Annotated in this window: 17 protein-coding genes and 1 pseudogene; 8 read left to right on the top strand and 10 right to left on the bottom strand. The window is 66.8% G+C overall.

Annotated features, from left to right (window positions below):
- Nucleotides 1–105: 105 nt before the first annotated feature.
- The 9 genes and pseudogenes from K8940_RS19260 to K8940_RS19220 form a co-directional block, all read right to left on the bottom strand.
- Complete coding sequence (locus K8940_RS19260) at nucleotides 106–471, bottom strand: hypothetical protein (protein WP_223391670.1); 366 nt, start codon at nucleotides 469–471, stop codon at nucleotides 106–108.
- A gap of 223 nt (nucleotides 472–694) precedes the next feature.
- A pseudogene (locus tag K8940_RS23885) lies at nucleotides 695–748 on the bottom strand (hypothetical protein); the annotation flags it as partial.
- A gap of 165 nt (nucleotides 749–913) precedes the next feature.
- Entirely contained in the window at nucleotides 914–1,924 is a 1,011-nt protein-coding gene (gene mgrA, locus K8940_RS19250) for an L-glyceraldehyde 3-phosphate reductase (RefSeq protein ID WP_411675605.1), read from the bottom strand.
- A 62-nt stretch (nucleotides 1,925–1,986) separates the two neighbouring features.
- A complete protein-coding gene (locus K8940_RS19245; protein ID WP_223391669.1) occupies nucleotides 1,987–2,988 on the bottom strand; it encodes a glycoside hydrolase family 5 protein in 1,002 nt (333 codons plus the stop codon).
- A gap of 94 nt (nucleotides 2,989–3,082) precedes the next feature.
- Nucleotides 3,083–3,811 carry a FadR/GntR family transcriptional regulator gene (locus K8940_RS19240; RefSeq protein ID WP_223391668.1) on the bottom strand — a complete coding sequence of 243 codons (729 nt, stop codon included), beginning with the start codon at nucleotides 3,809–3,811 and terminating at the stop codon, nucleotides 3,083–3,085.
- A 196-nt stretch (nucleotides 3,812–4,007) separates the two neighbouring features.
- A complete protein-coding gene (locus tag K8940_RS19235) occupies nucleotides 4,008–5,579 on the bottom strand; it encodes a sodium/sugar symporter (protein ID WP_223391667.1) in 1,572 nt (523 codons plus the stop codon).
- 37 nt (nucleotides 5,580–5,616) lie between these two features.
- Nucleotides 5,617–6,228 (bottom strand): 2-dehydro-3-deoxy-6-phosphogalactonate aldolase, encoded by a 612-nt coding sequence (locus K8940_RS19230; protein WP_223391666.1) that lies wholly within the window; start codon nucleotides 6,226–6,228, stop codon nucleotides 5,617–5,619.
- 5 nt (nucleotides 6,229–6,233) lie between these two features.
- Nucleotides 6,234–7,148: a 2-dehydro-3-deoxygalactonokinase gene (locus K8940_RS19225; protein WP_223391665.1), complete on the bottom strand. Its 915-nt coding sequence runs from the start codon at nucleotides 7,146–7,148 to the stop codon at nucleotides 6,234–6,236.
- Nucleotides 7,148–8,884 carry an IlvD/Edd family dehydratase gene (locus K8940_RS19220; RefSeq protein WP_223391664.1) on the bottom strand — a complete coding sequence of 579 codons (1,737 nt, stop codon included), beginning with the start codon at nucleotides 8,882–8,884 and terminating at the stop codon, nucleotides 7,148–7,150. Before K8940_RS19220 ends, K8940_RS19225 begins: the two co-directional genes overlap by 1 nt.
- Nucleotides 8,885–9,212: 328 nt before the next feature.
- Here K8940_RS19220 and K8940_RS19215 point away from each other — a divergent pair, with 328 nt between their 5' ends.
- The 4 genes from K8940_RS19215 (at nucleotide 9,213) to K8940_RS19200 (ending at nucleotide 18,624) form a co-directional block, all read left to right on the top strand.
- On the top strand, nucleotides 9,213–12,137 hold the full coding sequence (locus K8940_RS19215) for a TonB-dependent receptor (RefSeq protein WP_223391663.1): 2,925 nt from the start codon (nucleotides 9,213–9,215) through the stop codon (nucleotides 12,135–12,137).
- 105 nt (nucleotides 12,138–12,242) lie between these two features.
- Nucleotides 12,243–13,760, top strand: a complete 1,518-nt coding sequence (locus tag K8940_RS19210) for a tryptophan halogenase family protein (protein ID WP_223391662.1) — start codon at nucleotides 12,243–12,245, stop codon at nucleotides 13,758–13,760.
- A gap of 386 nt (nucleotides 13,761–14,146) precedes the next feature.
- Nucleotides 14,147–15,775, top strand: a complete 1,629-nt coding sequence (locus K8940_RS19205) for a DUF5597 domain-containing protein (RefSeq protein ID WP_223391661.1) — start codon at nucleotides 14,147–14,149, stop codon at nucleotides 15,773–15,775.
- Nucleotides 15,676–18,624 carry a TIM-barrel domain-containing protein gene (locus K8940_RS19200; RefSeq protein ID WP_223391660.1) on the top strand — a complete coding sequence of 983 codons (2,949 nt, stop codon included), beginning with the start codon at nucleotides 15,676–15,678 and terminating at the stop codon, nucleotides 18,622–18,624. Before K8940_RS19205 ends, K8940_RS19200 begins: the two co-directional genes overlap by 100 nt.
- A gap of 167 nt (nucleotides 18,625–18,791) precedes the next feature.
- Here the strand turns inward: K8940_RS19200 and K8940_RS19195 are convergent, their stop codons facing one another.
- Entirely contained in the window at nucleotides 18,792–19,691 is a 900-nt protein-coding gene (locus K8940_RS19195; RefSeq protein WP_223391659.1) for a LysR family transcriptional regulator, read from the bottom strand.
- Between the two features lie 140 nt (nucleotides 19,692–19,831).
- Between K8940_RS19195 and wrbA the strand changes: the two genes are divergently transcribed.
- The 4 genes from wrbA (at nucleotide 19,832) to K8940_RS19175 (ending at nucleotide 22,967) form a co-directional block, all read left to right on the top strand.
- Nucleotides 19,832–20,431 carry an NAD(P)H:quinone oxidoreductase gene (wrbA, locus tag K8940_RS19190; RefSeq protein ID WP_223391658.1) on the top strand — a complete coding sequence of 200 codons (600 nt, stop codon included), beginning with the start codon at nucleotides 19,832–19,834 and terminating at the stop codon, nucleotides 20,429–20,431.
- A 139-nt stretch (nucleotides 20,432–20,570) separates the two neighbouring features.
- On the top strand, nucleotides 20,571–20,747 hold the full coding sequence (locus K8940_RS19185; protein ID WP_223391657.1) for a hypothetical protein: 177 nt from the start codon (nucleotides 20,571–20,573) through the stop codon (nucleotides 20,745–20,747).
- Nucleotides 20,748–20,967: 220 nt separating this feature from the next.
- Nucleotides 20,968–21,786: a flagellin gene (locus tag K8940_RS19180; protein ID WP_223391656.1), complete on the top strand. Its 819-nt coding sequence runs from the start codon at nucleotides 20,968–20,970 to the stop codon at nucleotides 21,784–21,786.
- Between the two features lie 362 nt (nucleotides 21,787–22,148).
- On the top strand, nucleotides 22,149–22,967 hold the full coding sequence (locus tag K8940_RS19175; RefSeq protein WP_223391655.1) for a flagellin: 819 nt from the start codon (nucleotides 22,149–22,151) through the stop codon (nucleotides 22,965–22,967).
- The last annotated feature ends 75 nt before the right edge of the window (nucleotides 22,968–23,042 follow it).

The raw sequence follows: 23,042 nt of genomic DNA, 5'->3' as shown, positions 1-23,042 counted from the left end.
ACGGAAACAGGCTTTCGAGAGCGTGGAGCCCCGTCAGGATCGAGCCGAACGCGAGAGCGGTCACGATCATGACGGCCGCGATGAAGGCCAGTCGCAGGGGAAGGCTCAGCTGATTGGGTCGTCCTCCTCCAAGTCCGAAGACAAGGAGTCCGACAGGAAGGTCTCGTCCATCACCGCGCTGGCGATGCACAGGATCTCCCGCATCACCAGTTCGTGGGGCTTGAATGAAGCCTGCTTGCGCGTAGCCGCCACCAGGTCCGGCACCATCGCGGCGGCGGTCGGGTTGACCGCCAGGCTCTGAAGCTGGCGCTCGAGCTCGCTCCAGGTGATCGGGGGCAGCAGTTCGGCCGAATTCAGGCGCGGCCACATGTCCTGGAAGCTCGACACTTCCCGCCGCAGGTGAGCGGCTCGGCCGATCGCGTCCTTCTGGTGAGGCGTCAGCTCGTTCTGATGGGGGGTCAAATCGTTCACTGGGAACTCCTTCCTCGATGCGGTCAGCTGACCGTGAGGAAGGGCGTTCGCCTAGCCGGGACGGATCGGACCCCGACGCGATCGGAGGGGGGGTGACAGGGGGGAGCCCCCCCTGATCGGAGGCGGTTTCGGAGGAGGGCTGACGGGCCCGGTCGAAGACCCGGCGCGCGGCGTCGTAGCGGTCGGCCGCGCCCAGGCGTCGTCGCGCCTTGTCCAGATGCCAGTCGACGGTGTGCTTGGAGAGGCCCAGCTCGCGGGCGATCTCCTTGGAGCTCATGTGGCGGTCGACGAGACGAAGACACTCGCGCTCACGCTCGGTGAGACGGTCGAGGCCTTCGACCTGGTCGGAAAGGGATTGGTCGCCCTTGGCCATAGCGGCAGAACTTTATGCGAACGCCTGGGTTCCACAAGCCGAAGAAACATTAAACCTTGGCTATTAACCTTACGGCAGGTCGCTTGTTGCGAGTTCCGAAGACACCTTCCACAGGTCCACGCCGCCTTCCGAGGCATGCCGGTCGATCTCGGCCAGCTCCTCGGCGGTGAAGGAGAGACCGTTCAGGGCCGCCAGGGAATCCTCCAGCTGAGCCACCGTGCGGGCGCCGATCAGGGCCGAGGTGACGCGCGGATCGCGCAGCACCCAAGCCAGGGCCAGCTGGGCCAGGGTCTGGCCGCGCCGCTCGGCGATCGCGTTCAGGGCGCGAATGCGGGCGAGGTTGTCCTCGCTCAGCAGGTGGCCGCCGAACGAGCCGTTGCGGGCCGCCCGCGAGTCCGCCGGCGCGCCGTTCAGGTACTTCTTGGTCAGCAGGCCCTGGGCCAGCGGCGAGAAGGCGATGCAGCCGACGCCCAGCGTGTCGAGGGTGTCGAGCAACTCGTCCTCGATCCAGCGGTTGACCATCGAATAGGACGGCTGGTGGATCAGCAGCGGCACGCCCTCGCTCTTGAGGATGGCGTGGGCCTGGCGGGTCAGCTCGGGCGAGTAGGACGAGATCCCGACGTATAGCGCCTTGCCCTGGCGGTGCAGGTGGGCCAGGGCGCCCATGGTCTCCTCCAGCGGCGTCGTGGGATCGACGCGGTGCGAATAGAAGATGTCGACATAGTCGACGCCCATGCGCTTGAGGCTCTGGTCGCAGCTGGCGATCAGGTACTTGCGCGAGCCGCCGATGCCGCCGTAGGGGCCCGGCCACATGTCCCAGCCGGCCTTGGTCGAGATGACCAGCTCGTCGCGATGGGCCTTGAAGTCGGTCGCCATCACCCGGCCGAAGTTCTCTTCCGCCGAGCCATAGGGCGGGCCGTAGTTGTTGGCCAGGTCGAAGTGGGTGACGCCCAGGTCGAAGGCCCGGCGCAGGATGGCGCGGCCGGTCTCGAACACGTCTGCCCCGCCGAAGTTCTGCCACAGGCCCAGCGAGATCGCGGGCAGGTCCAGGCCGCTGCGGCCCGTGCGGCGATAGGGCATCGACGAATAGCGGTCGGCGGCGGCGACGTAGGGGATCTGCACGGGCTATCCTATCGATGGGCCTATTTGGCGGGGATCAGGGCGTCGTGGATCGGGGCGATCCACTGGTCGGCGTCGACATCGTAGACATTGAAGTCGCTCTCGAACTGCCAGTAGGCCCAGGCGAAGCCATGGGCCTCGGCCGACCGGGCGACAGCTTGCGTGTAGGCGACGCGGGAATCCATTGGACCTTTGTCGTAGGCCCCGAACTCGCCCAGCAGCACCGGCCGGCGCTCCGCCTTGGCCCAGGCGGCGACGGCGTCGAAATCCTTGTCGATCCGGGCATGCTCGTCCGGGGTTCCCCAGCTTGTCCCGACGGGCGGAACGGGATCGGCCCACGACGCGCCCTGATGGGTGAACGGGAACGGATCGTAGTAGTGGAACGTCACGATCAGGTGACGGTCGGCCTTGGGCAGCTTCAGGTCCGCCAGGCGATGCAGGCTGTTCCACTGGCCCGGGCCGACGATGACGTTGCGGGTTGGGTTGGTGGCGCGGATGGTCGCCAGCAGGTCCGGGATCCAGGCGTTCCAGACGTCGTCCAGCTTGCGGCTGGGCTCGTTCAGCAGCTCGAACACCACCTGGTCGGGCGCGGCCTTGTAGCGCTCGGCGACCTGCGCCCAGAAGGCGGTCAGGCGCGGCTTGCAGGCGACGGGGTCGGCCTCGCAGACGTTGAAGTCGTGCTCGTCGAGGATGACGGTCAGCTTGGCGGCCAGGGCCTGCTCGACCACCTTGTCCAGGGTCGCCAGCCAGGCCGGGTCCAGACGGCTGTCGGCGTCCATGTGCGCGAAGGCCTGCAGGTTGACCCGCACCGTGTCGAAGCCGCCGGCCTTGAGGATCTGGAAGTGGCGGTCCAGCTGGAAGCGGGCCTTGGCCGGGTCTTGCCACAACGGGTCGTAGCCCAGCACGTTGACGCCGCGCTTCATGGCCGCGACCTGGGCCTTCGGCGACAGCTCGCGGGCGGCGGCCGGCAGGGCCAGGGCGGCGGCCAGGACGCCCAGCGCCAGGACTTTGCGGATCGAGATCATGGCGTTTTCCTCGTCGGCGGCGCGCGGCTTCGGATGGCCTTGTCGCTGTCTTGACAACGTTGTCAAATATTCGCCGAAAAGCAAGCGCCGGCCATTACGCCTCGCGACGGGCCGCTTCGCTTTCGGTGGCCGGCGAGGCGGCGCGGATCAGCTCCAGCACGTCGACGATGATCTCGCGCATGGCCGCCGAGGCCCGCGCGGCGTCGCGGGCGATGATCGCCTCGGCCACGTCCTCGTGCGAGGGGATCGAGGCGGTGCGGCCCTTGATGCGGTTGGTGAAGCGGATCGAGATGCGCAGGGCCGTGTTCACCAGCTCGTGCAGCTCGCGATAGAACGGGTTCTTGGTCGCGCTGAGGATGGCGATGTGGAAGGCGATGTCGGCCGACAGCGGGTCGTCCTCGCCCTGGGCGGCGGCCTTCATCCGGCGCAGGCCCTTGCGGATCTCTTCCAGCCCCGCCTCGTCGGCGTTGCGGGCGGCCAGGGCCGCGGCGGCGGGCTCGATCCCCAAGCGCATCTCGGTGAAGTCGGCCAGCAGGCGCAGGGAGAACTTGCGCTCCAGCAGCCAGCGCAGCACGTCGGGATCGAGCATGTTCCACTCGGCTTCCGGCTCGACCACGGTGCCGTGGCGGGGACGGGCGCTGAGCAGGCCCTTGGCGGTCAGCATCTTGACCGCCTCGCGTGTCACCGTGCGGCTGGCGCCGAACTGCTTCGACAGCTCGCCCTCGGTCGGAAAACCGACCTCGACGTATTCGCCCGTGACAATGGCCTGACCAAGCTGCTCGACCAGACCGTAGGTCAAACTCAGACCGGGCTGGGTGCGCATCGGCGGATCTTCTTTCCTGCGGCGGCGAACGAAAGGGATTCGCCGCTGGCTACCTTGATTTGTTCCGCTCGCGAACGGAGCGGTTGAGCTGAATACATCCGCGCCGGGGGCGTTCGGCAAGAGTGTTCAGGTCGGAGGTCTGACCAAAACGGAAAAAATGGGCAGCCGGCGTCGCGCGCGGCAGCCCACCCTTGCGTCACCACCAGGTCGCGTAGAGCGCGATCAGGATCAGGATCACCCCGACGCCGGCGATGTTGAAACCGGTCGAGGTCTTGTAGCTGATGCCCTCCAGCGTCACGACGCTGACGACCTTCTTCTGCGGCGCGACCAGCGAGACCAGCACGGCCCCGGCCAGCGACAGCAGGAAGACGACGCCGACGCGGTTCATGAACGGCATGGTGTAGATCGCCTGCTCCTGCAGGTACCAGAACAACGCCGACAGCACGGCCGAACCGATGGCGGCGGTCAGGGCTCCGGCGGTGGTCGCCTTCTTCCAGAACATGCCCAGGATGAAGATCACCACGATCCCGGGCGTGAAGAAGCCGGTGAACTCCTGGATGAACTGGAACGCCTGCTCGGCGCCGCCCAGCAGCGGCTTGGCGGTCAGGACGCCGACGATCACGGCCAGCACGGCGGTCAGGCGGCCGACGGTGACCAGGTGGCCCTCGCTCTGGCCCGGGCGGGCCTTGGCGTAGACGTCGAGGGTGAAGATGGTGGCGATCGAATTGATCTTGGCCGCCAGCGAGGCGACGATCGCCGCCACCAGCGCCGCGAACACCAGGCCCAGCAGGCCGGGCGGCAACAGCTTCATCATCTCCGGATAGGCCTGGTCGGGCTTGATGCCTTGCGGGGCCAGGACCAGGGCGGCGATGCCCGGCAGCACCACGATCACCGGCATCAAGAGCTTCAGATAGGCCGCCATGGCGATGCCCTTCTGGGCTTCCTTCAGGTCCTTGGCGCCCAGGGCGCGCTGGATGATGTACTGGTTGAAGCCCCAGTAGCTGATGTTCATGATCCACAGGCCGCCGACCAGCACCGCGATCCCGGGCAGGTCCTTGTAGTGCGGGTTGTCCTTCGAGAGGATCATGTCGAACTTCTCGGGGAACTGGGTGGTCAGCTGGTGGAAGCCGGCCACGACGTCGCCGCCGCCGATCTTGCCCAGCGACAGCCAGGCGATGATCAGGCCGCCGGTGACCAGCAAGGCCACCTGGACGATGTCGGTCAGGGCCACCGCCTTCAGCCCGCCCCAGATCTGATAGGCCAGGGCGAAGGCGCCGATGGCGGCCAGGGCCCACATCTGGTCCAGGCCCGTGACGGTGTGGATGGCGATCGAGCCCAGCCACAGGATCGAGGTCAGGTTCACGAAGACGTATAGGCCCAGCCAGAACACGGCCATCAGGGTCCGCACGCTGGGGCCGTACCGCTGCTCCAGGAACTGCGGCATGGTGTAGACGCCGTTCTTCAGGAACACCGGCAGGAAGTACTTCCCGACGATCAGCAGGGTCAGGGCCGCCATCCACTCGTACGAGGCGATGGCCAGGCCGATGGCGTAGCCCGAGCCGCTCATGCCGATGATCTGCTCGGCCGAGATGTTGGCGGCGATCAGCGAGGCGCCGATGGCCCACCAGGGCAGGGCCTTGCCGGCCAGGAAGTAGTCGGTCGAGTCCTTCTGGTGACCGCTCTTGTCGCGGCTGACCCACTGGGCCAGGCCGAAGATGGCGACGGCGTAGACCGCCAGCACCGCGATATCGATGGCTGCTAGGTTCACGGTTTCCTCCCCCTTGCTTTTATCGCTGTCCGGCTGGTCAGCCGGCGTTCCAGGCCGCGACCAGGGCGGCGGCGCGCTGGCCGACCTCCTGGGCCGTGTAGCCCGGACGATAGAGCTCGCCGCCGACGCCGATGCCGGCCACGCCGGCCGCGCGCCAGGGCTCGAGATTGGCCGCGCCGACGCCGCCGACGGCGTAGACCAGGATGTCCTTGGGCAGCACGTCCTTGACCGCCTTGACGTGGCCGGGGCCGAACGAGCTGGCCGGGTACAGCTTCAGCGCCTTGGCCCCGGCCTTCACGGCGGCGAAGGCCTCCGAGGGCGTGGCGAAGCCGGGCATGGCGGTCAGGCCCAGGGCGACGGCGCGGGCGATGACTTCGGGATCGGTGTTGGGCGTGACGATCAGCTTGCCGCCGACCCCGGCGACGTCGTCGACGGCTTGGGGCGACAGCACCGTGCCGGCCCCGCACAGGGCCTGGTCGCCGAAGGCGGCGCACAGCTTGCCGATGCTCTCCAGCGGATCGGGCGAGTTCAGCGGCACCTCGATGCCCTTGATCCCGGCGGCCACCAGGGCGGCGGCGATGTCGACGATCTCGTCCGGCTTCACGCCGCGCAGGATGGCCACGATGGGGGGCGGGGCGAGTTCGGACATGACGCTCACTTCTCTTGAGATCTGGAAATCGCCGAGAGGCCGGCGAGGACAGCCGCGTCGCCGTCGACGACGGACGCGCCGACGCCGATCTTGGCCAGGGCCTGGACATAGAGGTCGCTGAGGGACCCAGCGCCGATCACGGTCACGGCGGTCATCGGCCCGAACCAGTCGCGCGCGGCGGCGACGTCGGCGGCGATCAGCAGGCCCGACAGATAGCCCATAGCGTCGGCGGGCGAGAGGCCGTCCAGCAGCTGACGCGACCGGGTCTCGAACATCAGGTGGGGCAGGCGCGCCGCGCCGTGCTCGGCGATGCGCTCAAGGCCCTTGGCGAAACCCTCGGCCGAGCCATCGGCCTGCGAGCCGCCGCCGGCGGCCAGGGTCGAGTGCTGCTTCAAGAGGGCGAAGGTCTCGCCGACCGGGGCGGTGACGAAGCCCATGATCTTGCCGTCCTCGACCACGGTCCACTTGTTGTGGGTGCCGGGCAAAACGAGCAGGTGGCGGCCGCTGCGCAGGGTCTCGTCCAGGGCCAGGGCGCCGAAGACCTGGGTCTCCTCGCCGCGCATCACGTCGGGACCGCCCAGCGGGTTCACGCAGGAGAGGCCCGGGACCAGGGTCACCGGCAGGCCGTCGGCTTCGAAGCGCAGGGCCTTCCCGGCCACGTCGGCGGGACCGGCCGGGCAGGGGGCGTAGGGGGCCAGAGTCCAGCCGATGCTGGAGCCGACCATGCCGCACAGCAGGGCGCCGGCCGGATTGGCCTCGCGCCAGTCGCCGATCAGGTCCAGGAAGGTCTTCTCGGGCGTGTCGGTCAGGGCCGAGACCCCGGGGCCGTCGCGGCGATGGATCACGCTCTTGCCCTGGCGCAGCCAGAGCCGCAGGCGCGAGGTGCCCCAATCGCCGACGATGACGACGTCCTGGTCCATCAGTGGCTCTCGCGGGTGACGACCGAGCCCGAGGCCCCGACCAGGAAGTCGAGGTCCGCGCCCTGGTCGGCCTGCAGCACGTGGTCGACATAGAGCTTGGCGTAGCCGCGCGTGTATTTCGGGGCCGGACGGTCGGCGCGCCAGGCGGTCAGGCGGTTCTCCAGCTCGGCGTCGCTGATCGACAGGGTCAGCGAGCGCGCCGGGCCGTCGAAGATGATCTCGTCGCCGTTGCGCACCACGGCCAGCGGGCCGCCGGCGTCGGACTCAGGCGAGACGTGCAGGATCACCGCGCCATAGGCGGTGCCGCTCATCCGGGCGTCGCTGATCCGCAGCATGTCCTTGACGCCCTTTTCCAGCAGCTTGCGAGGCAACGGCATGTTGCCGACCTCGGGCATGCCCGGATAGCCCTTGGGGCCACAGCCCTTCAAGACCAGGATCGAGGTCTCGTCGACGTCCAGGTCCGGATCGTCGATGCGGGCGCGGAAGTCCTCGATGGTCTCGAAGACCACGGCCTTGCCGCGATGGCTGAGCAGCTCGGGCGAGGCGGCGCTGGGCTTCATCACCGCGCCGCCGGGAGCCAGGTTGCCGCGCAGCACCCAGATGCCGCTGTCGGGCTTCACCGGATCGGCCATCGAGCGGATGACCTCGGCGTTGAACACTTCGGCGCTCTCGTACTGGGCGCCGATGCGGTGGCCGGCCACGGTCGGAGCCTCGGGATCGAGGACCTTTTCCAGCTGCTTCATCACCGCTGGCAGGCCGCCGGCATAGTGCAGGTCCTCCATCAGGAACCGGCCCGACGGCTGCAGGTCGACCAGCAGCGGCACGTCGCGCGACAGGCGGTCGAAGTCTTCCAGTTCCAGCGTCACGCCCAGGCGCCCGGCCAGGGCCAGCAGGTGGACGACGGCGTTGGTCGAGCCGCCGATCGCGGCGTGGACGCGCAGGGCGTTCTCGAACGCCGCGCGGGTGGCGACCTGCGACAGGACCCGGCCTTCCTTGACCATCTTGACGATCGTGCGGCCGGTCTCGTGCGACATCGCCCGGCGGCGGGCGTCCACGGCGGGGATGCTGGCGTTGTAGGGCAGCGAAAGGCCCATCGCCTCGATGATCGCGGCCATGGTCGAGGCCGTGCCCATGGTCATGCAGGTGCCGGGCGAGCGGCTCATCCCGCTCTCGGCCGACATGAAGTCCGCCAAGCTCATCTCGCCGGCGCGGACGGCCTCGGAGAACTTCCAGACGTCGGTGCCCGAGCCGATGTCCTTGCCGCGGAACTTGCCGTTCAGCATCGGGCCGGACGAGACGACGATGGTTGGCAGGTCGACGCTGGCCGCGCCCATCAGCTGGCCCGGCGTGGTCTTGTCGCAGCCGCCCAGCAGCACGACGCCGTCGATCGGATTGCCCCGGATCGACTCCTCGACCTCCATGGCCAGCAGGTTGCGGAACAGCATCGCCGTCGGCCGCATCTGGGTCTCGCCCAGCGACATGGCCGGGAACTCCAGCGGCAGGCCGCCGGCCTCCCAGACGCCGCGCTTCACGTGCTCGGCGATCTCGCGCAGGTGGGCGTTGCAGGGAGTGATTTCCGACCAGGTGTTGCAGATGCCGATCACCGGGCGACCGTCGAAGACGTCGTCGGGCAGGCCCTGGCTCTTCATCCAGGATCGATGGATGAACCCGTCTCGATCCAGCTTGCCATAGGTGCCGCCGCTGCGCAGGCGCTTGCCCGCGTTACCGTCGCTCATATCCGTCCCTAACGCCGGCCCATAGGCCTGACCCCATCATTCAGGCGGGCATTTATAGTATAATAATGATCGACGCAATCTGGTCGGTGGGCGCGCCAGCTTTGGAAGCGCTTCCGGATTTCCGACGATTGATCGCGGTGTCAATGGCCGAGGTGTGGCCGAAACAACGCTGTCATGTCCGAAATGATAGCGCTATCAATTTCGGCTTGAAGGTAGCAATTATACGATTATAGCTACCGATGTGGAGCACGCGGCGCCTGAAGGCCGCACGTCACCGGACGCCATAGAACGGACCGGGACGGCTCGAAACAGGGGGAAGGGAACGGCCATGCAGCGCCTCGATTCGTCTCATCGCAAACTCATGCTCGCCGGCGCCTCGGCGCTGGTCTTCTGCGCGCTCGCGCCTGTCGCGGCGCTGGCTCAGACCGCGCCCGCCAAGAGCGACGACGTCGTCGAGGAGGTCGTGGTCACCGGCCAGCGCGCCTCGATCCAGTCGTCGCAGAAGATCAAGCAGAACGCCGAACAGCTGGTCGACTCGATCACCGCCACGGACATCGGCGCCCTGCCGGACCGCTCGGTCACCGAAGCCCTGCAGCGCGTCACCGGCGTGACCATCGGCCGGACCTCGGACGGCCGCGACGCCGACCGTCTGTCGGTCGAGGGCTCGGGCGTGCAGGTGCGCGGCCTGTCGTGGGTGCGCGGCGAACTGAACGGCCGTGACAACTTCTCGGCCAAGAGCGGCCGTACGCTGAGCTTCGAAGATGTTCCGCCCGAGCTGATGGCCGGCGTCGACGTCTACAAGAACCCCTCGGCCGACATCGTCGAAGGCGGCCTGGGCGGCACCGTCAACCTGCGCACCCGCCTGCCGTTCGACAGCAACAAGCGGATCCTGGCCTATTCGCTCGACGCCTCGTACGGCGACCTGGCCAAGAAGTGGAAGCCGAGCGGCTCGCTGCTGTACAGCGATCGCTGGGACACCGGCATCGGCGAGGTCGGCTTCCTGGTCGACGTCTCGGACTCCAAGCTGAAGAGCCGCACCGACACCATCTCGGTCGACCCCTACTTCGCCCGCACCGACCTGGTCCCGGGCAAGACGGTCTACGTCCCCGGCGGCTTCGGCTATCGCAGCCTGTCCTTCGATCGCGAGCGCAAGGGCATCGCGGCGGCCCTGCAGTGGCGCCCGAACGATAAGTGGGACGCCAGCCTGCAGTTCCTGCGCTCGTCGGCCCTGGCGGCCTCGACCGAGCATGCCGTGGGCTTCAATCCCGGCTCGACCAACGGTCCGGCCGCCGGCACCAGCTTCACCTACGACGACACCGGCCACTTCCTGAAGGGCACGCTGGCCGGCTCGCCGGGCGGCACGAGCCTGGGCTCGTCGACGATCGACACCCGCTACGCCGAGCGCAGCTCGGTGACGAGCGACTACGCCCTGAACGTGAAGTACAATCCGAACGACAAGTGGTCGTTCAGCGGCGACATCCAGTATGTCTACGCCAAGACCAAGACCGTCGACTTCACCCTGTTCAACGCGCTGAGCGGCGACGCCTCGCCGGCGACGCTGGACGTCACCGGCTCGACGCCGGTGATCACGATGAACAACGACAAGGCCTATACGTCCAACCCGGCCAGCTACTACCTGATGGCCGCGATGGACCACCACGACCGCAACGAGGCGCGCGAGTGGGCCGAGCGCCTGGACGGCGCCTACACCTTCGACGACGGCGGCTGGCTGCGGTCGTTCCGCTTCGGCGTCCGCAACACCTTCCGCGAGTCGACGACCCGCGAGACGAACTACAACTGGGCCGGCGTCGCCCCCAGCTGGTCGGCCCCGTCGATCGACAAGCTGCCGGAGTATCAGGGCCACTATGGCCTCTACACCTTCGACAACTTCTTCCGCGGCGACGTCCAGCTGCCGGCCACCTTCGTGATGCCGGGCGAGGAGCTGGTCCAGAACTACGGCAAGTGGGCCCCGGTGATCGCCCAGATGTCGGCCAAGTACGGCGGCTGGTGGGGCCAGTTCAACCAGAACTACGACGGCTTCACGGGCGGCGGCGGCAACGGCGGCATCAACCGCCAGAAGGAAAAGACCCTGGCCGCCTATGGCCTGCTGCGCTTCGGCCACGACGTGTCGATCGGCGGCGAGGAGCGCGAGCTCGACGGCAACATCGGCCTGCGCGTCGTCCAGACGGACTCGCAGTCCAAGGGCCTGCTGCTGTTCAACCCGACCGCGGCGGGCATGCCGGCCGACGACGCCAAGTTCTCGAACGGCGCGCGCAGTGACCTGACGGGCGGCCGCAAGTACACGAACATCCTGCCCAGCCTCAACGCTCGCCTGAAGGTGCAGCCCGACCTGTTCGTCCGCTTCGCGGCGGCCAAGTCGATCGTCCGGCCGGACCTGGTCCAGCTGGAGCCGATCTTCAGTGTCTCGCAGACCACGGGCTACCAGGCCAGCTCGGGCGTTCCGTGCTCCAGCAGCATCCCCGGCGGCGTGCAGGCCAACTGCGTCTACAAGTACACGGCCACGGCGGGGAACCCGAACCTGAAGCCGGTGCGCTCGACCCAGTTCGACGTGTCGCTGGAATGGTACTTCGCCCCGACCGGCAGCCTGACGGCGGCGCTGTTCCACAAGGACATCTACAACTTCGTGACCAACGGCACGTCGATCCAGCAGTTCACGAACAACGGCGTGACGCGCAATGTCGAGGTGCTCCAGCCGTACAACGGCGGCCATGGCAAGGTGCAGGGCTTCGAACTCGCCTACACCCAGTACTACGACATGCTGCCGGGCGCCCTGAAGGGCTTCGGGGTGCAGGCCAACTTCACCTATATCGACAGCAGCGGCGCGCGGAACGCGGCGGTCAATCCGTACGACACCACCCAGATCAGCAACGCCAAGCTGGAGTCGCTGCCGCTCGAGGGCATGTCGAAGACCAGCTACAACGTCGCGGCGCTATATGACCTGGGCAAGATCTCGGCGCGCGTGGCCTACAACTGGCGTGAGCGCTACCTGCTGACCACCACGGCCGCGAACATCAACATCCCGGCCTGGGCCGATGACTACGGCCAGATGGACGCCTCGATCTTCTACACGGTCTCCGACAGCCTGAAGATCGGGTTCCAGGCGGTGAACCTGCTGAACACCCGGACCAAGATCCTGGTCAGCTATCCCGGCAAGCCCGAAGAAGGCCTGACGGAGCACAACTTCACCGACGCCGACCGGCGCTACTCGGTCGTGCTGCGCGGGACCTTCTAGGTCCCGTCAAGTCGGACATAGGTCGGCCCCCGTCGTCTTCGGCGGGGGCCTTCTTGTTTCGGAGGCCGAGGACTAGCCTCGGTCGACATCGCGTTCGGGGCGGAAATGGACGGCAAACCCTATCGCAAGTTCGTCGTGGTCGGCGGCGGCACCGCCGGCTGGATCGCCGCCGCGACCCTGATCCACGCCCTGAAGGGCAGGGTGGGCGAGATCGAGCTGATCGAGTCCGACGAGATCGGTACGGTCGGCGTCGGCGAGGCCACCATCCCGCCGATCCAGTTCCTCAACAGCATCCTGGGGATCGACGAATTCGACTTCATCCGGAAGACCCAGGCGACCTTCAAGCTGGCCATCCAGTTCCGCGACTGGCGGCGGATCGGCGACGAGTACCTGCACCCCTTCGGCCCCACCGGCCAGTCGATGGAGGGGCTGTCGTTCCACCACTACTGGATGCGCCTGCGGGCCCAGGGCGAGGGCGGAGCGCTGGACGACTATTCGATGGCGGCGGTGACGGCCCGCATGGGCAAGTTCGCCGTGCCGCCCAAGGACCTGCCGCCGGGCGTGCCGGGCCTGGGCTACGCCTACCACTTCGACGCCGGGCTCTACGCCAAGTACCTGCGGGGCTATTCGGAAGCCCGCGGCGTCAAGCGCACTGAAGGCAAGATCGCCGAGGTCGAGCTGCGGCCCGAGGACGGCTTCGTCTCGGCCCTGAAACTGGCCGACGGCCGCCGGGTCGAGGGCGACTTCTTCGTCGACTGCTCCGGTTTCCGGGGGCTGCTGATCGAGCAGGCGCTGAACTCCGGATTCGAGGACTGGTCGCGCTGGCTGCCTTGCGACCGCGCCCTGGCCGCGCCATGCGAGGGCGTCACGCCGATGACGCCGTTCACCCGCGCCACGGCCCGCGAGGCCGGCTGGCAGTGGCGGATCCCGCTGCAGCACCGGATCGGCAACGGCCACGTCTACTGCTCCAGCTTCATCGACGACGACGCGGCCGCCGAGATCCTGCTCTCCAATCTGGACGGCAAGGCCCAGGCCGATCCGCGTCCGCTGCGTTTCACGGCCGGCCGGCGCAAGAAGACCTGGAACCGGAACGTCGTGGCGCTAGGCCTGGCGGGCGGCTTCATGGAGCCGCTGGAGTCGACCAGCATCCACCTGGTGCAGACCGGCGCCCTGCGCCTGCTGTCGCTGCTGCCGCTGGGCGGCTACGACCCGGCCGCCGAGGCCGAGTACAACCGCCTGACCCAGATCGAATACGAGCAGATCCGCGACTTCATCATCCTGCACTACCACGCCACCGAGCGGGACGATTCCGAGTTCTGGAACTACTGCCGGACCATGCCGATCCCCGACAGCCTGACCCACAAGATCGAACTGTTCCGCAACCGCGCGAAGGTGGCCCGCTTCGACGACCAGCTGTTCGCCGAGCCCAGCTGGCTGGCGGTGTTCTTCGGCCAGGGGATCGAGCCGCGCGACTACGACCATCTGGCCGACGTCCCGGCCTATCCGGACCTGACCGCGCGGGTCCGTCAGATCGGCGCTCAGATCCACGGCCTGGCCTCGCGCCTGCCCACCCACGACGCCTTCATCGCGGCCACCTGCAAGGCCGATCCGGTGGGGGTCTAGGGATCATGGTCCGACGAGCGCATCCCTCATCGGCTCATCCCCTTCACGGGGATGAGCGGCGTTGGGCGCGGGCGGATATCGGATGGCTAAAACCAAATGACAACGCTATCAAAATCGCTTGTTGGTCTGAATTATACGACTATAGTCTGACTAGCTTCGGCGGCGTGACGAGGGCCTTTTTGTTCTCGGCGCGCCTCGCGCGGCAACCTCTCCCCGAGGTCGCGCGACGTCTTATCCCGCGCATCGTCTCCTGCGGCGGTGCGCGGATTTTTTTGACTGAGAAGACCGTTCAACCGGACCTGTCACTCCATCTCGGCGCGACAATCGTCCGACAATAGAATTGATAGCGCTAACATCGATTGGCGCGCGCGTAAGGGAGGAGGCGGATGGCAGTTTCACGCTTCGCGACGGGCATGGTCTCGGCGCTGGCCCTGGTGCTGGCCAGCGGCGCCGTCGCGGCCGATCGCGAGATGCCGCGCCTCGTCGAGAAGGACGGCCGTCACGCCCTGATGGTCGATGGCGCGCCATTCCTGGTGCTGGGCGCCCAGGTCAACAATTCCAGCGCCTGGCCTTCGCAAATGCCCAAGGTCTGGCCGGCCGTCGCCAAGATGGGCGCCAACACCGTTCAGGTCCCGATCGCCTGGGAGCAGATCGAGCCAGTCGAGGGCAAGTTCGACTTCTCGTACCTGGACCTGCTGCTCAATCAGGCCCGCGAGCATGATGTCCGCCTGGTGCTGCTGTGGTTCGGCACCTGGAAAAACTCCTCGCCGTCCTACGCGCCCGAGTGGGTCAAGCTGGACGACAAGCGCTTCCCGCGCCTGAAGACCGAGACCGGCGGGCGGTCCTATTCGATGTCGCCCCTGGCCCAATCGACGCTGGACGCCGACCGCAAGGCCTTCGTCGCCCTGATGACCCACCTGAAGGCCAAGGACAGCGCCGACAAGACGGTGATCATGGTCCAGGTCGAGAACGAGACCGGCACCTACGGCACGGTCCGCGATTTCGGCCCGGCCGCCCAGAAGGTGTTCGACGGCCCCGCGCCGGCCGCCCTGGTTAAGGCCGTGGGCGCCAAGCCCGGGACCTGGAGTCAGGCGTTCGGCAAGGACGCCGACGAATATTTCCACGCCTGGCATATCGGCCGTTTCGTCGACCAGGTCGCCGCGGCCGGCAAGGCCGTCTATCCGCTGCCGATGTACGTCAACGCCGCCCTGCGCGATCCGATCAAGCCGGGCGAGCCCAAGAGCTATTCGGCCGGCGGCCCGACCGACAACGTCCTCGACGTCTGGAAGGCCGCCGCCCCCTCGATCGACCTGATCGCGCCCGACATCTACATGAAGGAGTCGGTCAAGTATTCGGCGGCCCTGGCCCACTACAAGCGGCCCGGCAACGCCCTGTTCGTGGCCGAGACCGGCAACGATCCGGTCTATGCCCGCTATGTCTTCGACACCCTGGGCCGCCAGGGCATCGGCTTCTCGCCGTTCGGCATGGACTATACCGGCTACGCCAACTTCCCGCTGGGCGCGGCCAAGCTGGACGAGGCCACGATCGAGGCCTTCGCCGCCAACTACCGCCTGCTGGCGCCGATGGCCCGGGCGTGGGCCAAGCTCTCCTACGAGAACAAGGTGTTTGGCGGCGCCGAGCCTGACGACCGCGCCCCCCAGACGACGACCATGGGCGCCTGGACCGTCACCCTGCGCTACGGCAAGTGGCAGTTCGGGGCCTCGGACTGGGCCTGGCTCAAGGACCGTCCGCCGGGCCCGCAGGGGCCCGATGGCGGCGGGATCGTCGCCCAGCTGTCGCCCGACGAGTTCCTGGTCACCGGCCGCAACGTCCGCTTCGAGTTCGGCCGCGCGGCAAAGGACAACAAGCCGATGCTGATGGCCCGCGTGGAAGAGGGTCACTTCGAGAACGGCCAATGGGTCTTCGACCGCCTGTGGAACGGCGACCAGACCGACTACGGCCTCAACTTCACCGGCGGCTCGCAGATCCTGCGGGTCAAGCTCGCCACCTACTGACGGGACCAGCCATGCGTATCCTAGCTCTCTCCGCCTTCAGCCTGGCCTTGATGGCCTCCACCTCGGCGCTCGCCCTCGACGGCGGCTTCGAGAAGACCGCCGACGGCGTCATCGTCACCCCCGCCTCGGGGCCGGCCAAGAAGGTCCGTCTGCAGGTGATGAGCGACCGCGCCATCCGCGTCACCGCCTCGCCGACCGAGACCATCGACGCGCCGCAGAGCCTGATGGTGATCGCCCAGCCGAAGACCAGCGGCTTCACGGTCACCGAGGTCGGCGGCAAGGTCGTGCTGAAGGCCGGCAAGGCCACCGCCGAGGTGATGCTGAAGGACGGCGCGGTGTCGTTCAAGGACGCTTCGGGCAAGATCGTCCTGGCCGAGCAGGGCCGCCAGGCCTTCAAGCCGCACACCATCGACGGCAAGGGCTTCTACGCCATCTCGCAGCGCTTCAATCCGAACACGGATGAAGGCTTCTACGGCCTGGGCCAGCACCAGAATGGCCAGATGAACTACAACGGCCAGGACGTCGAGCTGGCCCAGTACAATCGCGACATCGCCATCCCGTTCGTGCTGTCGACCCGCAACTATGGCGTCCTGTGGGACAACAACGGCATTAGCCGCTTCGGCGACCCGACCCCCTACGCCCTGGCCTCGCGCGACCTGAAGATCACCGACGCCAACGGCAAGCCCGGCGGTTTCACGGCCAAGTACTACGTCAAGGGCGAGCTGAAGCTGACCCGCGCCGAGGCGGACATCGACTACCAATTCCTGGACGACCTGCCCAAGTGGCCGGCCGAGCTGCAGACCGTCGACAAGAAGCCGGTCAAGGGCGCGACCGTGGTCTGGGAAGGCTATGTCGAGCCCAAGACCAGCGGCGTGCAGAAGTTCAAGCTGTACTCGTCCAGCTACGCCAAGATCTGGGTCGACGGGCAGCTGAAGATCGACCGCTGGCGGCAGAACTGGAACCCGTGGTTCCACAATTTCACCGTCCCGATGAAGGCTGGGACGAAGCACAAGGTGCGCGTCGAGTGGGATCCCAACGACGGCTACGTCGCCCTGCTGCACAACGACCCGATCCCGGCCGCGCAGCAGAAGTCGCTGACCCTGACCTCGGAAGTGGCCCACACGATCGACTACTACTTCGTCTCGGGCGACAACCTGGACCAGGTGGTCAGCGGCTATCGAGAGCTGACCGGCAAGTCGCAGGCCCTGCCGCGCTGGTCGTACGGCTTCTGGCAGAGCCGCCAGCGCTACAACACCCAGGACGAGCTGGTCGGGGTGGTCAAGGAGTATCGCAAGCGCCAGGTCCCGCTGGACAACATCGTCCTCGACTGGCGCTACTGGAAGGACGACAGCTGGGGCAGCCACAAGTTCGACGAGACGCGCTTCCCCGACCCGAAGAAGATGCTGAAGGACGTTCACGACGAGAACGCCCACTTCATGATCTCGATCTGGCCGAAGTTCTATCCGACCACCGACAACTACAAGGAGCTCGACGCCAAGGGCTTCATGTATCACCGCAACGTCGAGCAGGGCGCGCTGGACTGGGTGGGGCCCGGCTATCTGAACTCGTTCTACGACCCCTATACGAAGGAAGCGCGCGACATCTACTGGCGCCAGGTCAAGGAGAACCTGGGCGGCATCGGCATCGACGCGTGGTGGATGGACAGCGACGAGCCGGACATGCACTCCAACCTCGATATCCCAGAGCGCACCCTGCGCATGGGGCCGACGGCCAAGGGGCCGGGCGCGGAGTTCTTCAACTCCTACCCGCTGATCCACACCCAGAGCGTCTTCGACGGCGAGCATGAGCGCGCCCCGAACAAGCGCTCGTACATCTTCTCGCGCTCGGGCTTCGGCGGCATCCAGCGCCAGGGCGTGGCGCTGTGGAGCGGCGACGTCGTGGCCCGCTGGGACGACTTCAAGGACCAGATCTCGGCCGGCGTGAACCTCTCCATGTCGGGCATTCCCAACTGGACCACCGACATTGGCGGCTTCTCGGTCGAGGACCGCTACATCAACCGCGATCCCAAGCACTGGGCCGAGTGGCAGGAGCTGAACCTGCGCTGGTACCAGTTCGGCGCCTTCAGCCCGCTGTTCCGCAGCCACGGCGAGGAGCCCTTCCGCGAGATCTGGAACCTCGCCGACGAGGGGACCGAGGTCTACAACTCGCTGGTCTGGTACGACCAGCTTCGCTACCGCCTGATGCCCTACACCCTGACCCTGGCGGGCGAGACCTATCACCGCGACGGCAGCATCATGCGCGGCCTGGTGATGGACTTCCCGAGCGACCTGAAGGCGCGGGACGTCAATGACGAGTACCTGTACGGCTCGGCCTTCCTGGTCGCCCCGGTGACCAGCTTCAAGGCCCGCGCGCGCGACGTCTACCTGCCGGCCGGGACCACCTGGTACGACTTCCAGACGGGCAAGGCCCACGCGGGCGGCCAGACCATTAAGGCCGACGCGCCCTTGGGCCGCATGCCGCTGTTCGTGAAGGCCGGGTCGATCGTGCCGACCACCGAGGTCCAGCAGTATGTCGGCGAGAAGCCCGACCTGCCGATCACCCTGGTCATCTACACGGGCAAGGACGGCAAGTACGAGCTGTATGAAGATGACGGCCTGACCCTGGCCTACCAGCGCGGGGCCTACAGCCGCATCCCGGTCAGCTATGACAACGCGTCGGGTCGGGTCGTGATCGGCGCTCGCTCAGGCAAGTTCGACGGCATGGTCGACAAGCGCACCTTCAAGGTCCGCTTCATCGGCGCCGGCGCCAAGCCCACCGACTTCGACGCCGCGGCCGACGCGACGGTGGCGTACGCCGGCGAACCGGTGGTGGTGACGCGGAAGAAGTAACCTCCTTCTCCCCTGCGGGAGAAGGTGTCGCCGCCAGGCGACGGATGAGGGGTTGAAAGACCTGAACGCCGCGACCGGCCTTGCCGCGGGCCGCGGCGTTTCTCGTTCGCGCGACCCCTCACTCGACCGCCTTCGGCGGCCACCCTCTCCCGCATGAGGAGGGGGGGTTAGTTGGGTTGGCTTTTGAACCGCTCGATCAGGAACGCCGTCGCCGGCCCGGGCGGCGTGTCGCTGCGATAGATGGCGTGCAGGGCGTAGTGCGCCTGCGCCAGCTCCGGCATTTCCAGCCGCTTCAGCCGGCCAGCCGCGATGTCCTCGCGGACCATCGGCTCGGGCATGTTGCCCCAGCCCAGGCCCTCTTTCAGCAGGATGTGCTTGGCCCCCAGGTCCGCCAGTCGCCAGGTGTGGACGCTGGCGACGGCGAAGTCGCGGCCGTCGGTCAGGCGCGAGCGGTCGGTCAGGACCAGCTGGGTGTGGGCCCGCCCGGCGCCCGGCGGGTTCGCCCCTCGGGCCAGCGGATGGTCCGGCGCGGCGACCGGGATCAGCAGGGTGTGGCCGACGCTGATATAGTCCAGCTGGTCGCCGCCGTTGACCACGTCCAGCGGCCCGGCCACGCCCAGGGTGGCGCGGCGGTCCAGCACCATCTGGGTCACCGCCCCCAGGCCTTCGACGTGCAGGCGCAGGGTCACGGTCGGGAAAGCCTCGCGGAAGGCCCGAAGGGCGTCCACGACCCGCGCGGTCGGCAGCATGACGTCCAGCACCAGGTGGACCTCGGCCTCCAGGCCCTGCAGCAGGCCCTTGGCCTGGGCGCGCAGGTTGGCGACGTCGCCGGCGATCACCCGGGCCTGGGCCAGCATCACCTTGCCCGCCTCGGTCAGCACCGGCGACTTGGCGGCCTCGCGGTCGAACAGGGCCAGGCCCAGCTGCGCCTCCAGATTGGCGATCGCATAGCTGATCACCGAATTGGCCCGGTTCAGCCTCCGGGCGGCGGCCGCGAAGCTCCCGGCCTCTACGATGGCCAGGAAGACGGTCAGCTGGTCCAGGGTGGGCGCGCCCGGCTCGGTCACGGATGATCCAGTCGTTCTAAAAAATCGAACGTACTAAACGATTTTATTCGGCTGTTTCGCAAGTCCAAGCTGGCGCAAAAGACCCCTCGACGACGGGAGCACTGGCGCTCCCGCGACAGACATTCCGAGGATTAGCCGTCATGGCCAAGGTTCTGGTTCTCTACTATTCGTCCTACGGTCACCTGGAGACGATGGCCAAGGCCGTCGCCGAGGGCGCCCGCGAAGCCGGCGCGACCGTCGACATCAAGCGCGTGCCGGAAACCGTGCCGCTGGAAATCGCCAAGGGCGCCCACTTCAAGCTCGACCAGGAAGCTCCGGTCGCGGCCGTGGAGGACCTGGCCAACTACGACGCCATCATCGTCGGCGCCCCGACGCGCTTCGGCCGCATGGCCTCGCAGGTCGCGGCCTTCTTCGACCAGGCCGGCGGCCTGTGGGCGCGCGGCGCCCTGCACGGCAAGGTGGCCGGCGCCTTCACCTCGACGGCGACCCAGCACGGCGGTCAGGAAACCACCCTGTTCTCGATCATCACCAACCTGCTGCACTTCGGCACGACCATCGTGGGCATGGACTATGGCCACGCCGGCCAGATGACCCTGGACGAGATCACCGGCGGCAGCCCGTACGGCGCCACCACCATCGCCGGCGGCGACGGCTCGCGTCAGCCCAGCGAGAACGAGCTGACCGGCGCCCGCTATCAGGGCCGCCGCATCGCCGAGACCGCGATCAAGCTGCACGGCTGATCTCGAGACGGTTCGTAACCGGTCATCTCCCCCGTGACCGGCGATAGAGGCCGGCCGGCTCCTTCCTCTGCCATTCTCTGGCGCCGGGGGAGCCGGTCGGCCTTTTCTTCGTTGAGTAGGAAAGAAAGGGAGTCTCTCGATGCGTCGTCGTTCTGGTTTCTCTCCGACTGGCCTCCTGTCGCGGATCTGGCGGTCGGTGATGTTCGTCATGACCTTGCGCGCGATCGCCAAGCCCTACCGTTCCCGCCGCCTGTATCCGGTCGATGTCGAGGCAGACGGATTCGACGCTGTCGCTGCTCCAGGTCGAATTCAGTAATGGTCAAATTGTGCCATTTTGATACAAGGTATACTCATCCCCATATCGAGTATCTATTGACTTCATGCCTCGTGATTAACGAAATAGAGTGATATCTTAATTATAACAATACTGTTTCTTAAACGAAACTGTAAGCAAGCTTTGTGATGATGCTCGTGGGCAAAAGGCCCACCGGTCGTCAAAAAGACGCCGGAACACCTCGAATAGGAGATGTTTCGTTATGGCGCTGAACAGCATCAACACGAACAGCGGGGCCCTGATCGCCCTGCAGAACCTGAACACCACGAACGCCGAGCTGCAGACCACCCAGCAGCGCATCAACACCGGCAAGAAGATCGCCAGCGCCAAGGACAACGGCGCGATCTGGGCCATGGCCAAGACGCAACAAGGCACGTCCAACAGCATGAACGCCGTGAAGGACTCGCTGCAACGCGGCCAGTCCACGATCGACGTGGCTCTGGCCGCCGGCGACACCATCACCGACCTGCTCGGCAAGATGAAGGAAAAGGCCCTGGCCGCTTCCGACACCTCGCTGAACACGACCTCGTTCAACGCCCTGAAGGCGGACTACGAGTCGCTGCGCGATCAGATCGAAAAGGCCGCCACGAACGCCAAGTTCAACGGCATCAGCATCTCTGACGGTTCGACCACCAAGCTGACCTTCCTGGCCAACTCGGACGGTTCGGGCTTCACGGTCAACGCCAAGACCCTGACGCTGGCCGGTCTGAACCTGACGGGCACCACGATCACCAACGCCGCCGACGCCAAGGCCAAGCTGACCGATCTGGGCAACGCCATCCAGACGGCCACCAACAAGCTGGCCTCGCTGGGTACGGCCTCGACCGGCCTCGACACCCACCTGACCTTCGTCGGCAAGCTGCAAGACAGCCTGGACGCCGGTGTGGGTAACCTGGTGGACGCCGACCTGGCCAAGGAAAGCGCCAAGCTGCAATCGCTGCAGACCAAGCAGCAACTGGGCATCCAGGCCCTGTCGATCGCGAACTCCTCGAGCTCGTCGATCCTGAGCCTGTTCCGCTAAGAGTTCACACTCCAATCGGACTTCGGCGATTTCGGTCGTCGATCGGGGCGAGTCTTCGGACTCGCCCTTTTTCTTTGGTCGATTCCTCGGCGTCGCGCGGCCAGAATCGCGCGTGATGAAACCCGGCGAGGGCGGCGTCCTAGACTCGGGCGCCGGCGCGAAGATTTCCGCCTTTTGGTAATCAATACTAACGCGCGGGGCTTCAATCTTAAAGAAGTGGCCGATTTTACCAGCGCGCGGCGCTCCGGCCTCCTCCCGTATCAATGATATGGAAAGACGCAGCGTCATATTGTCGCGACGGGCAAAATGCCCGCCGGTCGTCAAAATGACACCGGAGCACCTCGAATGGGAGTTGTTTCGTTATGGCGCTCAACAGCATCAATACGAACGCCGGGGCCCTGATCGCCCTGCAGAATCTAAACACCACGAACGCCGAGCTGCAGGTCACCCAGCAGCGCATCAACACCGGCAAGAAGATCGCCAACGCCAAGGACAACGGCGCGATCTGGGCGATGGCCAAGACCCAGCAGGGCACCTCGGGCAGCCTGAACGCCGTGAAGGACTCGCTGCAACGCGGCCAGTCGACCATCGACGTGGCCCTGGCCGCCGGCGACACCATCACCGACCTGCTCGGCAAGATGAAGGAAAAGGCCCTGGCCGCTTCCGACACCTCGCTGAACACGACCTCGTTCAACGCCCTGAAGGCGGACTACGAGTCGCTGCGCGAACAGATCGAGAAGGCCGCCACCAACGCCAAGTTTAACGGCATCAGCATCGCCGACGGCTCGACCACCAAGCTGACCTTCCTGGCCAATTCGGACGGTGACGGCTTCACCGTCAACGCCCAGACGCTGTCGCTGGCGGGCCTGAACCTGACGGGCACCACGATCACCAACGCCGCCGACGCCAAGGCCAAGCTGACGGACCTCGCCAACGCCATCCAGACGGCCACCAACAAGCTGGCCTCGCTGGGTACGGCCTCGACCGGTCTCGACACCCACCTGACCTTCGTCGGCAAGCTGCAGGACAGCCTGGACGCCGGCGTCGGCAACCTGGTGGACGCCGACCTGGCCAAGGAAAGCGCCAAGCTGCAATCGCTGCAGACCAAGCAGCAGCTGGGCATCCAGGCCCTATCGATCGCGAACCAGTCGACCTCGTCGATCCTGAGCCTGTTCCGCTAAGCCTTTCCCCTCGCGACCGTACTGTTGGTCGCCTGAGACCCTGGGGCGAGCCTTTGGCTCGCCCCTTTTTCTTGA

This window comes from Caulobacter segnis, from assembly GCF_019931575.1.
GTDB classification, from domain to species: Bacteria; Pseudomonadota; Alphaproteobacteria; order Caulobacterales; family Caulobacteraceae; genus Caulobacter; species Caulobacter segnis_C.
The sequence above is the reverse complement of the archived record's forward strand: the minus strand, read 5'-3'. Positions and strand labels throughout refer to the sequence as shown.